The organism is Flavobacterium sp. (assembly GCF_036741995.1).
Classification (GTDB): Bacteria; Bacteroidota; Bacteroidia; order Flavobacteriales; family Flavobacteriaceae; genus Flavobacterium.
The window spans coordinates 1-14424 of sequence record NZ_DAINRG010000019.1 but is presented as its reverse complement, the minus strand read 5'-3'; the positions used below and the strand labels follow the sequence as shown (position 1 = coordinate 14424).

The 14424-nt window shown below is 37.2% G+C and carries 13 protein-coding genes; 9 read left to right on the top strand and 4 right to left on the bottom strand.

What is annotated here, in order from left to right:
* Positions 1-5: 5 nt before the first annotated feature.
* The 4 genes from V7D82_RS07600 to aroB all read right to left on the bottom strand — a co-directional run bounded on the left by V7D82_RS07600 (position 6) and on the right by aroB (position 4283).
* Positions 6-428, bottom strand: coding sequence for a DNA primase (locus V7D82_RS07600; RefSeq protein WP_333600379.1), 423 nt, complete (start codon positions 426-428; stop codon positions 6-8).
* 11 nt (positions 429-439) lie between these two features.
* Complete coding sequence (locus V7D82_RS07595; RefSeq protein ID WP_187661269.1) at positions 440-1414, bottom strand: deoxyhypusine synthase family protein; 975 nt, start codon at positions 1412-1414, stop codon at positions 440-442.
* A 109-nt stretch (positions 1415-1523) separates the two neighbouring features.
* Complete coding sequence (locus V7D82_RS07590; RefSeq protein ID WP_333600378.1) at positions 1524-2924, bottom strand: arginine decarboxylase; 1401 nt, start codon at positions 2922-2924, stop codon at positions 1524-1526.
* A 291-nt stretch (positions 2925-3215) separates the two neighbouring features.
* On the bottom strand, positions 3216-4283 hold the full coding sequence (gene aroB, locus V7D82_RS07585; RefSeq protein WP_333600402.1) for a 3-dehydroquinate synthase: 1068 nt from the start codon (positions 4281-4283) through the stop codon (positions 3216-3218).
* 136 nt (positions 4284-4419) lie between these two features.
* On the opposite strand from aroB, the gene V7D82_RS07580 reads away from it, so the two are divergent.
* From V7D82_RS07580 to V7D82_RS07540, 9 genes are all read left to right on the top strand, one after another.
* Complete coding sequence (locus tag V7D82_RS07580; RefSeq protein ID WP_333600377.1) at positions 4420-4710, top strand: TIGR03643 family protein; 291 nt, start codon at positions 4420-4422, stop codon at positions 4708-4710.
* 16 nt (positions 4711-4726) lie between these two features.
* On the top strand, positions 4727-5146 hold the full coding sequence (locus V7D82_RS07575; RefSeq protein WP_333600376.1) for a DUF2452 domain-containing protein: 420 nt from the start codon (positions 4727-4729) through the stop codon (positions 5144-5146).
* A gap of 18 nt (positions 5147-5164) precedes the next feature.
* On the top strand, positions 5165-5803 hold the full coding sequence (locus tag V7D82_RS07570; RefSeq protein ID WP_333600375.1) for a flavin reductase family protein: 639 nt from the start codon (positions 5165-5167) through the stop codon (positions 5801-5803).
* 2 nt (positions 5804-5805) lie between these two features.
* Positions 5806-7317: a cryptochrome/deoxyribodipyrimidine photo-lyase family protein gene (locus tag V7D82_RS07565; RefSeq protein WP_333600374.1), complete on the top strand. Its 1512-nt coding sequence runs from the start codon at positions 5806-5808 to the stop codon at positions 7315-7317.
* Positions 7286-7432, top strand: coding sequence for a DUF2256 domain-containing protein (locus V7D82_RS07560; protein ID WP_333600373.1), 147 nt, complete (start codon positions 7286-7288; stop codon positions 7430-7432). The genes V7D82_RS07565 and V7D82_RS07560 overlap by 32 nt, the downstream gene beginning before the upstream one ends.
* On the top strand, positions 7422-8963 hold the full coding sequence (locus tag V7D82_RS07555) for a cryptochrome/photolyase family protein (RefSeq protein ID WP_333600372.1): 1542 nt from the start codon (positions 7422-7424) through the stop codon (positions 8961-8963). Before V7D82_RS07560 ends, V7D82_RS07555 begins: the two co-directional genes overlap by 11 nt.
* Entirely contained in the window at positions 8960-10249 is a 1290-nt protein-coding gene (locus V7D82_RS07550; protein ID WP_333600371.1) for a DASH family cryptochrome, read from the top strand. Before V7D82_RS07555 ends, V7D82_RS07550 begins: the two co-directional genes overlap by 4 nt.
* 128 nt (positions 10250-10377) lie before the next feature.
* Positions 10378-11550, top strand: a complete 1173-nt coding sequence (locus tag V7D82_RS07545) for a proline dehydrogenase family protein (RefSeq protein ID WP_333600370.1) — start codon at positions 10378-10380, stop codon at positions 11548-11550.
* Between the two features lie 143 nt (positions 11551-11693).
* On the top strand, positions 11694-14424 hold a 2731-nt coding region (locus tag V7D82_RS07540), incomplete at its 3' end, for a lamin tail domain-containing protein (RefSeq protein WP_442902382.1).

Sequence of the window (14424 nt, the reverse complement as noted above, 5' to 3'; positions counted from 1 at the left end):
ATGTTTTATTCGTCTTCGTCCTCATCTTCGAGGTTGTTATCTGAATCGTCAAAATCATCTTCATCGTCGTCATCACCAGTATCATCCGAACCGCCACCGTCTTTTAATAAATCTACTTCTTCATCGTCTTCATCGGGCGTGATAGCATCTTCATCATCATCCAATCCTTTAATTGGATCAATAGGTTCAATTACTGAATCGATGTCATCTTCTTCGTCAAATTTCTCCATTCGGCTTGCCAGTTTGGTACTCACTTTTACTAAGTAAATAGTGTCCTCAGTTCGTACTTCTACTGCTTCAACCAATTCGTTTTGAGCATTTCTAAAACGAATGATGTCCGAGTCGTCGTAACCCTCAGGAAATTTCTCTACTAATAAATTTAGTATGTCTCCGGTTAGTTTCGCATAGTCTACAATAATTCTTCTCATAAAAAAATCTTTTATAAATCTAGTAAGTAAGCAAATATTAAGGGTGCTACAATGGTAGCATCCGATTCAATGATAAATTTGGGGGTATGAATGTCAAGTTTTCCCCAAGTGATTTTCTCATTTGGGACAGCTCCCGAATAGGAACCATAACTTGTAGTAGAATCTGAAATTTGGCAAAAATAACTCCAAAACGGAACGTCGTGCATTTCCATGTCTTGGTATAACATTGGTACAACGCAAATTGGGAAATCTCCGGCGATACCGCCACCAATTTGGAAGAAACCAACACCTCTGCCTGAGGAATTTTTCGGATACCAATCGGCCAGCCACATCATGTATTCGATGCCGCTTTTCATGGTAGTAGGTTTGAAAGTGCCTTTGATGCAATAAGAAGCGAAGATGTTACCCATGGTGCTGTCTTCCCATCCCGGAACTACAATTGGCAAGTTTTTCTCGGCAGCTGCTACCATCCAGGAATCCTTCGGATCAATTTCGTAGTATTGTTTTAAAACGCCGGAATTAATCATTTGGTACATGAACTCATGCGGAAAATAACGCTCTCCTTTAGAATCAGCATTATTCCAAATATCATATAGGTGTGATTGCAATCTGCGGAAAGCTTCTTCTTCCGGAATGCAGGTATCGGTCACACGGTTATAATGGTTTTCTAATAAATCCCATTCTTCCTGCGGTGATAAATCTCTGTAATTTGGAACTCTTTTGTAGGAGTTGTGAGCCACCAGGTTCATTATATCTTCTTCCAGGTTGGCACCGGTACAGGAAATAATATGTACTTTATCCTGACGAATCATTTCGGCTAACGATTTGCCTAATTCTGCCGTACTCATCGCGCCGGCAAGCGTTATCATCATTTTACCATTGTCAAGTAAATGTTCTTCATATCCTTTGGCTGCATCAACAAGTGCGGCTGCATTGAAGTGAAGGTAATTTTTTTCTATAAACTGACTGATTGGTCCTTTGCTCATTTTGTGTTATAGTTGTTTGTAGTTTGCGGTTCAAAGAAAAACTTTTTTTCTAAAACCACAAACTGTTTTTCTAATTTAATTATGTTAAAAGTAATAGTTTTTGGGCTAATTATTTCTTCTCGTAGCCTAATATTTTCAAGACATCATCAGAGTTTTGTTGTTCCGAGAAAATCTCAGTGGCTAAAATTCCATTTTCGTCACGGTCAATCAAAATATGTTTGGGTTGCGGAATCAAGCAGTGATGCAATCCGCCAAAACCACCAATTGTTTCCTGATACGCGCCGGTATTGAAGAAACCAATGTATAAAGGCTTTTCTTTATTGTATTTTGGCAAATAAACCGCGTTCATATTTTGCTCAGAGTTGTAATAATCATCGCTGTCGCAAGTCATACCTCCCAAAAGGACACGCTCGTAAGTATCGTTCCAACGGTTGATGGCCATCATTACAAAACGTTTGTTGATTGCCCAAGTATCAGGTAAGGTAGTAATGAATGATGAGTCAATCATGTTCCATTTCTCTCTGTCATTTTGTTGTTTTTGGTACAACACTTGGTAAATAGCACCGCCACTTTCGCCCACGGTAAACGAACCAAACTCAGTAAAAATATGCGGGACATCTACTTCGGCTTCTTCGCAGGAGATTTTGATTTGGTTTACGATTTCGTCAATCATATATTGGTAATCGTACTCAAAAGCCAATGAATTTTTGATAGGGAAACCACCGCCAATGTTCAAACTGTCCAGCGTAGGGCATTCTTTTTTCAGAGCCACATACACTTTCATACATTTCAGCAATTCGTTCCAATAGTAGGCTGTGTCGCGAATGCCGGTGTTAATGAAAAAGTGCAGCATTTTCAGCTCTACTTTTTTATTTTCTTCGATTTGTTTTCTGTAGAAGGGAACGATGTTTTTATATCCAATGCCTAAACGAGAAGTATAGAACTCAAATTTTGGCTCTTCTTCAGCAGCAATTCGGATTCCGATTTTGAATTTACCATCGATGGCTTCCTGCAACAAATCCAATTCTTCAAAATTGTCGATAATCGGAATGGTTTTGTTGTGGCCATTATTAATCAAACGCGCAATGTTTTCAATATATTGTTCTCTTTTGAAACCATTACAAATCACATAAGTGTTTTTGTTGATTTTGCCCTGCGCCATTAAATTCTCTACAATATTGATGTCAAACGCCGATGACGTTTCGATATGAATATTGTTTTTGAAGGCTTCGTTCATCACAAAGCTGAAATGCGAACTTTTGGTACAATAGCAATAGTAATATTTGGCTTCGTACTTATTTTTTTCCATCGCTTTTCTAAACCAACCTTTGGCTTTGTTGATGTTGTTTGAAATTTGCGGTAAATAAGTGAATTTTAACGGCGTGCCATATTGTTCTACCAATTTCATCAAATCGATATTGTGAAACTGAAGGTTGTCTTTGTTAAGCGTGAATTCTTCTTGTGGAAAGTAGAATGTTTGATTGATTAAGTCGAAATATTTAGTGTTCATTGAGGATGTGAAATAGAAGATTAATTATTTTATACAAACAAAGTAATCTTGCATTCAAACTCTAATATTAGCGTAAATAATCGGGAGTTTTTCCTGAAACAAAAAAGTGATGGGTGAACACAACGCTGTAAAATCACTTTTTTGTCTAAAAAAATGATTGGGAATAGCTAAGAAATTGTTAGTAGTTTCTTGACTATAAAGGCTGTAAACAGAAGTGTTGGCACTTTTTTTCATCTGGGCAAATGTAAAAAATAAAATTCGCGAATTGCAACTATTATGCTTAAAAATATATCAGCTTTTATAATCTTCAAATGATTTTATAATCAATTCAGAATCAACCTCTTGATTGATTTTGATATTTCCAATGGAATCAAGCAATGCAAATTGAATTTTTCCGTACTCATTTTTTTTATCGTGAATAAGTAAATCGAATATCGGCTGCAAGTCGTTTTCTTCAAAAACGATGGTGTCAAAAATGGCATTTATAGTATTTTTGATTTCTACATATTCCATTTCCGAAAGCAATCCTTTTTGCCAGGAAATATAACTTTCCAAAATCATGCCAACGGCAATAGCTTCGCCATGTAACAAGGTTTTTTTAGTGTCACTTTCCAAAAAGTAACTTTCGATGGCATGTCCCAAAGTATGACCAAAATTCAAAGCTTTTCGAATACCATTTTCGGTAGGGTCCTGCATTACGATTTCGTTTTTAATTTCGATGGAACGATGAATCAATCCATCAAAATCAGCAAAATCAGCCTGACTCAAATCTTTAAATTGTGCCCAATAGTTGGCATCCGCAATCAAGCCGTGTTTCAGCATTTCGGCCAATCCGGAACGCATCTCGTTTTGTGGTAAGGTTGACAAATATTCGGTATCAATCAGCACCATTTTCGGCACAGTAATCACACCGATTTGGTTTTTTAGATTTCCTAAATCCACGCCGTTTTTGCCGCCAACCGAGGCATCTACCATGGATAATAATGTGGTTGGTATGTGAATAAAGTCAATGCCTCTTTTAAAAGTAGAAGCTACAAATCCGCCAATATCAGTAATCACGCCGCCGCCAATATTGATTAGAAGACTTTTTCTATCACCACCAAGTTCGGTAAGGATAGTCCAGATTTCTACACAAGTGTTGATGTTTTTTTCGCTTTCACCGGCTTCAATTTCAATTATCTCGATGGTTTTTTCCGTTGCCAAAAAAGGAAGAAATCTTGACAAGCAATATTCATTCGAATGGGTATCTACTAAAATGAAAATAGTGGAATACTTGTTCTCTTCTATAAAAGTATTCAGAAATTCATATCCGTTTTCACTGAATAAAATGGGGTAACCATTGGCGGCTATTGATTGCATCATTGTCAAAAAAGTATGCAGCAAAATAAGGAATTTTTTTTCTAATAACAGCATAAGTTTTTGTAATAGGTTTTTGTTTTTTAGTGATAAATAAGTTTTAAATTTGTTTAACTATTTGTTAAAAAGTATAAACAAAGTGACCGTAACTAATAAAACCAATTTAGACGATGTAGCTATTGATCGAATCATTGAAATGGCTTGGGAAGACCGAACTCCTTTTGATGCAATTCAATTTCAATTTGGCTTGGCTGAAGCTGATGTGAAAGCGTTGATGAAACGAGAACTCAAATTTAGCAGCTACAAACTTTGGAGGAAACGCGTTGAAAAGTGTAAAACAAAGCATCTGGCAAAACGTGTTGAAGGAATCGATAGATTTAAATGCAAGTTGCAACGCGCGATTTCCAATAATAAAATTTCAAAAAGATAATTATATTAAGTGTAAAATGGAAAAAGAAAGACCTGATAATATAGTGTTTTCGGATCAACATGGGTACCATGCCAGTCTACTACCTTATGCCACAAATGTTGGAGCTCCAATAATTAAAGTTGATGATGTCGTTTCCTGGAAAAGTAGAGGGATTAGCGCTGTTAATAAAGAGTTTGAGGATAAGTTCAATGAACTCAAAATGCGATATCAAAATTTAATGAACGAATACGAATGGAATGAATTAGTCTACAGTGCGAAGTTTTCATTTGAGCCTGTTATTGGTGAAATTTATCATTTATACAGAGGCGATGACAGTATCAATTTTCTATCGTTAATTTCTCCACAAGAATGGAATAAGGAACACATTGGTACTTTTAAATTAAATAGTGATAAGAAATGGATTGTATTAAATAAGAAAGATAGTGTTTTTCAGTAATTACAAATAGACAATACCATGCAAAAACATATTTCTTTGGATGCGATAATGGCAATGGATAAACAAGAACGTGTCCATTTTATAAATAGTTTAGGAGGCTTTAAAAGTGTCTCACTTGTTGGAACTGTTGCTAAAGATGGAAAAACAAACCTTGCAATTTTTAGTTCTTTAATTCATATAGGTGCCAATCCACCTTTAATAGCGCTCATTTTTAGACCAAGTCCGCCCGAGCGTAATACGTTAAGTAATATTCTGGAAACCGGTTTTTATACTTTGAATCATATTAACGAAGCCATTTATCAACAAGCACATCAAACATCAGCGCGCTATGAAAAAGAAATTTCTGAATTTGATGAAACTGGCTTAACACCCGAATATAAAAATGATTTTAAAGCACCTTTTGTCAAAGAAAGTCTGGTGCAAATTGGAATGGCATTCCGGGAAAAAATAGACATCACCATCAATACTACCATTATGGTTATTGGTGAAATTGCCGAAGTGTATTTCCCCGAAAAGTGTCTAAGTAAAGACGGGTTTATCGATTTAGAAAAAGCGAATACGATTACCTGTTCCGGATTGGATAGTTATCACAAAACCATTCAATTAGACCGATTGAGTTATGCAAAACCGAATAAAGAGTTAACTTCAATTCTATAGCATTGGATAAAAAAGCCATAAATATTGTCTGGTTTAAAAGAGATTTGCGATTCACAGATCATGAGCCTTTATTTTACGCACAACAATCGGATTTGCCCATTTTACTGCTTTATTGTTTCGAGCCTTCTGTAATCAGTTATGATGATTCAGATGTGAGACATTGGCGGTTTGTTTATGAATCAATTCAAGGTTTGCAAGTACAATTAGATCCTATTAATGCAACGTTGTATTTTTTTCATAATGAAGTGAAAACCGTTTTCGAAGAAATCATTAAGGTTTATGACGTAAAATCTGTTTTTTCACATCAGGAAATTGGCAACAAAGTAACCTTTGATAGAGATATTGAAATGCAAAAGTACTTTGCTGAAAATGCAATCGAGTGGAAGGAATATCAACTGCATGGCGTCATTCGAAAATTAAAATCCAGAAAAGATTGGGACAAGCGTTGGGAAAATGTAATGCGGGATACGCCCAAAATAATTGATTTACATTCTTTAAAAATTGAAAAATTAGATTCCGATTTATACGACAATGTAAAAGGAGAAAATCTAAATAATGAAATCACAACTCGCAACAAAAACTTCCAGCAAGGAGGCGAATATTGGGCCTGGCGGTATTTAGACAGTTTTGTAAAAGAACGGTATGTTAATTACAGTAAGCATATTTCTAAACCCGATTTGAGTCGAAAAAGTTGCAGCCGCTTATCGCCTTATTTGACGTATGGCAATATCAGTATGCGTATGGTTTATCAATATACCAATCAGTTTTATGAGCAAGCTTCCAACAAAAGAGCAATGCTCAATTTTGTATCGCGACTACATTGGCATTGTCATTTTATGCAAAAATTTGAAGACGAATGTCGCATGGAATTTCATAACATCAACACTGCTTTTGATACTGTTATAAAACCTAAAAATGAAGTTTACATTCAAGCTTGGCAAGAAGGAAAAACCGGAGTTCCTATTGTTGATGCTTGTATGCGTTGTGTGGTTGCAACCGGTTATCTCAATTTTAGAATGCGAGCGATGGTGGTTTCTTTTTTTGTGTTTAATCTTTGGCAGGATTGGCGCGAATTACATTTTTTGGCAAGACAGTTTTTAGATTATGAACCCGGAATTCATTACCCACAATTGCAAATGCAATCAGGTGTTACCGGAATCAATACGGTTCGAATTTACAATCCGATTAAGAATTCAGAAGAACACGATAGCGACGGAATTTTTATCAAAAAATGGTTGCCAGAACTAGAAAATATTCCTTCAAATTTAATTCACGAACCATGGAAATTGAGCTTGATTGAACAACAATTGTATCAATGTGAAATCGGTAAAGATTATCCTGAACCAATCGTAGATATTGAAGCCACCAGAAAATTTGCCAGCGATATTATCTGGAGTTTTCGCAAAACGGATGAAGTCAAAGCAGAGGGGAAACGAATTCTGAAAAAGCACGTAACCAATCCCAATTCAAATAAAACAACTCATGCGCGGAACAAAAAAACAAAACTTACCTAGCAAAATTTGTGTGGTTTGCAATCGACCTTTTTCCTGGCGTAAAAAATGGGAGAAAGTTTGGGATGAAGTCAAATATTGTAGCGATAAATGCAGAGGCAATAAAAATGGAAACTAAAAAAACACTTCGCTTAATTTTAGGTGACCAGCTAAACATAAATCATTCTTGGTTCAAAACCGTCGATAATACGGTTACTTATGTAATGATGGAAATCAGAACCGAAACCGATTATGCACACCATCACATTCAAAAAGTAGTTGGTTTTTTTAGTGCGATGCGTTCTTTTGCAACAGAATTACAGTCGAAAAAGCATAAGGTGATATACATTCATTTAACGTATGAAAGCAATTTGCAGTCTTTCGAAAAGAACCTAGATGCATTAATAACTCAAGGGAATTTTACCCAATTTGAGTATCAATTACCCGATGAATACCGATTAGATGTTTTATTTAAAAGTTATTGTGCTCAACTTTCAATTCCACATGCTGTTTATGATACCGAGCATTTTTTCAGTACAAGAGAAGAATTAGGCAACTTTTTTGAAGGCAAAAAAATGTACTTGATGGAAAGCTTTTATCGTGCCATGAGAAAAAAACACAACGTATTGATGGAAGGCGATAAACCCACAACCGGTCAGTGGAATTACGATGAAGATAACCGAAAAAAGTTGCCCGTGAATCACAAACCAACGCCACCATTAGTTTTTAATAATGACGTTAGCCATATTGTTTCAGAACTAAGCAGTACAGATGTTTCCACAATCGGAACTATTGATGCTGCTAATTTTGTTTGGCCCATAAATAGAGAGCAATCACTTGCCTTACTCGATTTTTTTGTGGCTGAATGTTTGCCTTTATTTGGTTCTTATCAAGATGCTATGACGCCAAACGAGTGGTCATTATATCATTCCCGAATTTCGTTTTCTATGAATGTTAAAATGATTTCGCCAAAAGAAGTAATCGATAGCGCTATACAAGAATGGGAAAACCGAAAGAATGAAATAGAATACAACCAGCTCGAAGGTTTTGTTCGACAAATTATCGGTTGGCGCGAATACATGCGTGGAATTTATTGGCTAAAAATGCCCGAATATGCTTCTTCGAATTTCTTCAATCATACCGAAAAATTGCCCAATTGGTTTTGGGCGGGAAAAACCAAAATGAACTGTCTAAAAAATGCTATCTCACAATCCTTGGATTATGCTTATGCGCATCACATTCAGCGATTAATGATTACAGGAAACTTTGCTTTATTGGCCGGAGTTCATCCTGACGAAGTCGATGCGTGGTATCTCGGGATTTATATTGATGCCATTGAATGGGTCGAAATTACGAACACACGCGGCATGAGTCAGTTTGCCGATGGCGGAATCGTGGGCACAAAACCCTATGTAAGTTCCGCTTCTTATATTGATAAAATGAGTCATTATTGCGGCAGTTGTTTCTATAAAAAGACATTAAAAACTGGCGAAAAATCGTGTCCGTTTAACAGCTTGTACTGGAATTTCTACGACAAACATGAGGACAAATTAGCCCAAAATCCTCGCATCGGAATGATGTACAACGTTTGGCGAAAAATGAAACCCGAAGACAAAAGTGCTTTGTTAGAACAAGCCGATTATTATTTGAAAAATATAAATGAATTATGAAAAGAGCGATAGTTTGGTTTAAAACCGACTTGCGGTTGCATGATAATGAAACACTCGTAAAAGCAATAGCATGGAGTGATGAAATTATTCCTGTGTATTGTTTTGATGAAGCTCAATTTGAAGTCACGGAATACGGTTTCAAAAAAACAGGCAGTTTCAGAGCAAAATTTTTAGTAGAATCCGTAGCCGATTTAGATAAAAACTTAAGAGAATTGGGTTCCGGATTACTCCTCTTAGAAGGAAAACCTGAAGTTGAAATTCCAAAAATTGTGCAAGAATATAAAGCGTATAAAGTGTTTGCCAAACGCGAAGTTGCCCACGAGGAAAAGCAAACGGAAGCTTTGGTTCAAGCGGAACTTTTTAAATTGCGATGCGAATTCGAAACACTCAGCACCAGTACTTTATACCATGCCGAAGATTTGCCGTTTTCCATCAAAGATATTCCGGATGTTTTTACCAATTTCAGAAAAAAAACTGAGAAAGATGCCATCATCAGAAGTGTTTTTGAAAAACCTTTAGCCATTAATTCACCTAAAATTCCGGAAATCAATTTGCCCACTTTGTCTGATTTGGGTTTGAATAAAATTGTAATTGATTCAAGAGCTGTTCTTCCATTCAAAGGAGGAGAAAAAGAAGCGTTACAGCGTTTGCAACATTATTTTTTTGAAACCAAATCAATATCAAACTACAAAGAAACACGCAACGGGATGATTGGAGCCGATTATTCTTCTAAATTTTCCGCTTGGTTAGCACTAGGTTGTTTATCCCCAAGAGAAATTTATTTTGAACTCAAAAAATACGAAACGCAATACGAAGCCAACGAATCAACTTATTGGTTGGTTTTTGAATTGCTTTGGCGCGATTATTTCAGATTTATGATGAAGAAATACCACACCAAATTTTTTCAATTAGCCGGAATCCAAAACAAAGGAATTGCAGTGAATAAGCACAATATTCAGATGTTGCAAAGCTGGATTGATGGAAAAACTGGAGTTGATTTTGTTGATGCCAATATGATGGAACTTAAATTAACCGGCTTCATGAGCAATCGTGGCCGACAAAATGTAGCGAGTTATTTGTGTAACGATTTGAAACTCGATTGGCGTTATGGTGCCGCTTATTTTGAGCAACAGCTAATCGATTATGATGTGTGCAGTAATTGGGGAAATTGGGCTTATTTGGCTGGAGTTGGTAATGATCCAAGAGGCAATCGCTATTTTAATATCGAGAAGCAGGCACAGGATTATGATAAGAATCAGGAGTATAGAAATTTATGGTTGCATTAGTTAACAAATTAATATTTCCCAAAATACACTTACTCTAATAGCTGGATAAAATCGTTACTTAAAACTAGTTTTTTAAAATGAAACAATTCTTAAAACTCTTTTTATATTTGTCGGATTATTAGAAAAAAATGGAAAAGATTTTCAACAATACCAAAGTGGCTTTTGCCCTTAAAACTGATACCGAATTAGACCGGGCTTATTTTTTATTCAAAATGATTGATAACGAGCCGTTAGTGCGTATCGGAACTGCAGTTACCAATTTTGCCTTGAAAGCACATTTGCCTGTGGAAGGATTAATCAGAGCTACTGTTTTTGATCATTTTTGTGGCGGAACAACTGAAGAAGATTGCCTTTCTGTTGTGGATAAAATGTATACCAAAGGCGTTTCATCGGTTTTGGATTATTCTGTCGAGGGAAAAGAAGAAGAAGAACAATTTGATGCTGCTTTAGAAATGACGTTGAAAACCATAGAATTTGCCAAAGAGCGTCAGGCAATTCCATTCGCGGTGTTTAAGCCAACTGGTTTTGGACGGTTTTATTTATATGAAAAATTAGGCGAAAAGCAACCGCTAACTGCTGACGAACAAAAAGAATGGGATAGAGTAGTGGAGCGCTTCGATTTGGTTTGCAAAGCTGCTCACGATAAAGACGTAGCCTTATTAATTGACGGGGAAGAAAGCTGGATGCAGGAAGCTGCTGATGATTTGGTAACCGAAATGATGCGAAAATATAACAAAGAAAAAGCTATAGTTTTCAATACCTTGCAACTCTATCGTTGGGATAGATTGGATTATTTGAAAAATTTACATGAAGTGGCCAAAAAGGAAGGCTTTTACATAGGAATGAAGCTGGTTCGAGGTGCATATATGGAAAAGGAAAACAAACGTGCTGAAGAAAAAGGATATCCAACTCCCATCTGCGAAAGCAAAGAAGCTACCGATGTTAATTATGATGCTACTGTGGTTTACATGATGGATAATCTAGATAGAATGTCCATTTTTGCTGGAACGCACAACGAATTAAGTTCCTATAAATTGATCGAATTAATGCAAGCCAAAGGCATTTTGAAAAACGATAACCGAATATGGTTTGGGCAATTGTATGGTATGAGCGATAACATCAGTTACAATTTGGCAGAACACGGCTACAACGTGGCGAAGTATTTGCCTTTTGGTCCTGTTCGTGATGTGATGCCATATCTCATCAGAAGAGCCGAAGAAAACACTTCTGTAGCGGGTCAAACAAGTAGGGAATTAAACTTGTTGAAGCTCGAAAGAAACAGAAGAAAAATAGAAAAATAGATTAAAAAGCCTCATTTTAATGAGGTTTTTTATTGTGATTTTTTCAAAAAAATAGGGTACAGCCGTTAAAATCAATATCTTTGGGTTTTGTTTTTTGGTGATTACCCAAATAAATCAGGTACCTACTTAAAAGTTTTTTAAATATGAAGATAACTACTCTTTTACATAAAATAGTATTAGTAACAATAGCATTATTTTCCTTTAGTGGATTTTCCCAAAATCTGTTGGTGAATGGAGATTTCGAAAGTGGTGGAAGTGGAACTGGATTCCAAACCAACTATTTTCTTCCGGCCACTGTGGGAAACAGTGCGCCAAGAGAATACAACATTATAGCCGATTCGTTTACTATGAATACGGCCAATTTTGCTCACACCACAGATCATAGCGGTGCCGGTAAAATGATGGTGGTTGACGGCTCCGGCAATGGAGGAGATAAAATTTGGGAATTACTAAATGGCTCTTCTATTGGAGTGGTTAGTGGTACAACTTATCAATTTTCGTATTGGATTCGATCCATATCTGCGACTAATAATGCCGGTAATTCGGCAGTCATTGGCATTAATACCAATGGAACGACAACAGCACCTGTTTTAGTAGGCGGTTCAGCTACATGTCCTATCGGAAACCCTTCGGCATGGACAAAAGTTACTTATTCCTGGACAGCTACTACTAATAACGCCCAAATTTGGATAACAGATACTCAAACTGCTGGCGGTGGTGCCGGTAACGATTTTGCTTTAGATGATTTTAGTTTGATAGCTGTAGTGCCTTGTCCGGTACCAACGGTAAGTGTAACACAACAACCCACTTGCGCTGTTCCAACCGGAACCATTGTTTTTACTAGTCCTCTTAATCCATCTCCCATTCCAATTCCTTCCGATTTATTCATTTCAGAAGTTACCGATGAAGATGTTGGAGCCTTGACTTATGTTGAAATTTTTAACGGAACTGGCGTTACAAAAAATTTAGCCAATTATAGACTTAAAGTATATAATAACGGTAATGCATTACCTTCTTGTGATTTATTATTATCAGGAACATTAGCTAATAATTCTGTTGTTGTTATAGCTGTGGGTAGTGCTACTAATCAGGGTGGCGTTACTCCTAATTTGGTTTTTGCAGCTTGTGGCGGAGTGAATACCGATGATAACATAAGATTGACAACCAGCGCTAATGTTGAAATAGATCTATGGGGAAGAACAGATGGTGTCGCTTTTACTCCGGCTGGTGCGGCAGGATATACTTATCGAAGATTAGCTACCGTAACACATCCCAGTTTAATTTGGAATCCGGCTGATTGGACAGCTTTAGACCCTCAGGATTATACTAATGTGGGGAGTTACTTTTTAGCCAGTTATCAATACAGTGTTAATGCAGGAACCACTTATCAAACCAGCCCTACATTTAGTGGGTTGATTCCGGGCAATTATAATGCTCAAATCAAAGATTTGATTTCAGGTTGTATTTCCAATCCTATTCCATTAACAGTGAATCCAATTTCGGTTGCAGCAGCGCCAACAGTAACTTCACCGGTTACTTATTGCCAAAATGCTGTAGCTGTTCCATTGACAGCAACACCAAGTGCCGGAGGAACCTTAAATTGGTACGGAACCAATGCCGTTGGAGGAGTAGCCTCTGCTACTGCACCAACCCCATCTACAACAACTCTAGGATCCGTGAATTACTATGTAAGTCAGACCGTTGGTGGTTGCGAAGGACCAAGAGCAATGATAACGGTTACTGTAACCAATACAGCACCATCAGGACCTCCACAACTATTTTGTAATCCGATAAGTGATCCTATTAATCATCCGAATTCGGTCAATTTTGATTTTAATAACATAGGACAAACCGATTATACGTATACTTATTCTATTGATGGAGGACCTTCTGTTTCAGGAGTTTGGATTTCACCATCCAATTTTTGGGTTCCAAATGTGGCGCAAGGTCAAACCGTTAGTTTTACATTAACATGGAATGGCGTTTGTGCTCCGACACTTTCAGCTTCTACTACGGTTCCTTCTTTTGTTCAAGTTGGACCCTATTGTTCGGGTCAGGCGATACCGGTTTTGCCAACGACTTCTGCCAATGGAAAGGTAGGAACTTGGTCACCAGCTTTGGATAATACTACTACGACTACTTATACGTTTATGCCAAATTTAGGTCAATGTGCTTCTGTAACTACGATGACCATTGTTATTAATCCAAATGTTACACCAACATTCACTGCTGTAGCACCCATTTGTTCCGGACAAGCTTTGGCTCCTTTGCCAACAACTTCTACTAATGGAATAACCGGAACATGGTCACCCGCTTTGAATAATACAGCTACAACACTATATACTTTTACACCAACAGCCGGGCAATGTGCAACCACTGCAACTTTATCCATAACTGTCAATCCAAATGTTACGCCAACATTCACTGCTGTAGCACCCATTTGTTCCGGACAAGCTTTGGCTCCTTTGCCAACTACGTCCAATAATGGTATAACCGGAACGTGGTCACCCGCTTTGAATAATACTGCTACAACATTATATACTTTCACGCCTACAGCCGGGCAATGTGCGACCACAGCGACTTTAACCATAACTGTCAATCCAAATGTTACGCCAACATTTACTGCAGTTGGACCAATTTGTTCCGGAGCTCCTTTGTCTCCATTACCTACTACATCAAACAATGGTATTACCGGAACGTGGTCACCCGCTTTGAATAATACCGCTACAACAGTATATACCTTTACACCTACAGCCGGGCAATGTGCAGTAACTACGACGTTATCCATAACAGTCAATCCAAATGTTACGCCAACCTTTACTGCTGTAGCACCCATTTGTTCCGGACAAGCTTTGGCTCCTTTGCCAACTACGT

Bases quoted from the DNA above. Each gene is read 5' to 3' on its own strand.
- V7D82_RS07600 (WP_333600379.1), bottom strand. From the start codon at position 428: ATGAGAAGAATTATTGTAGACTATGCGAAACTAACCGGAGACATACTA.
- V7D82_RS07595 (WP_187661269.1), bottom strand. From the start codon at position 1,414: ATGAGCAAAGGACCAATCAGTCAGTTTATAGAAAAAAATTACCTTCAC.
- V7D82_RS07590 (WP_333600378.1), bottom strand. From the start codon at position 2,924: ATGAACACTAAATATTTCGACTTAATCAATCAAACATTCTACTTTCCA.
- aroB (WP_333600402.1), bottom strand. From the start codon at position 4,283: ATGCAATCAATAGCCGCCAATGGTTACCCCATTTTATTCAGTGAAAAC.
- V7D82_RS07575 (WP_333600376.1), top strand. From the start codon at position 4,727: ATGGAAAAAGAAAGACCTGATAATATAGTGTTTTCGGATCAACATGGG.
- V7D82_RS07570 (WP_333600375.1), top strand. From the start codon at position 5,165: ATGCAAAAACATATTTCTTTGGATGCGATAATGGCAATGGATAAACAA.
- V7D82_RS07560 (WP_333600373.1), top strand. From the start codon at position 7,286: ATGCGCGGAACAAAAAAACAAAACTTACCTAGCAAAATTTGTGTGGTT.
- V7D82_RS07555 (WP_333600372.1), top strand. From the start codon at position 7,422: ATGGAAACTAAAAAAACACTTCGCTTAATTTTAGGTGACCAGCTAAAC.
- V7D82_RS07550 (WP_333600371.1), top strand. From the start codon at position 8,960: ATGAAAAGAGCGATAGTTTGGTTTAAAACCGACTTGCGGTTGCATGAT.
- V7D82_RS07545 (WP_333600370.1), top strand. From the start codon at position 10,378: ATGGAAAAGATTTTCAACAATACCAAAGTGGCTTTTGCCCTTAAAACT.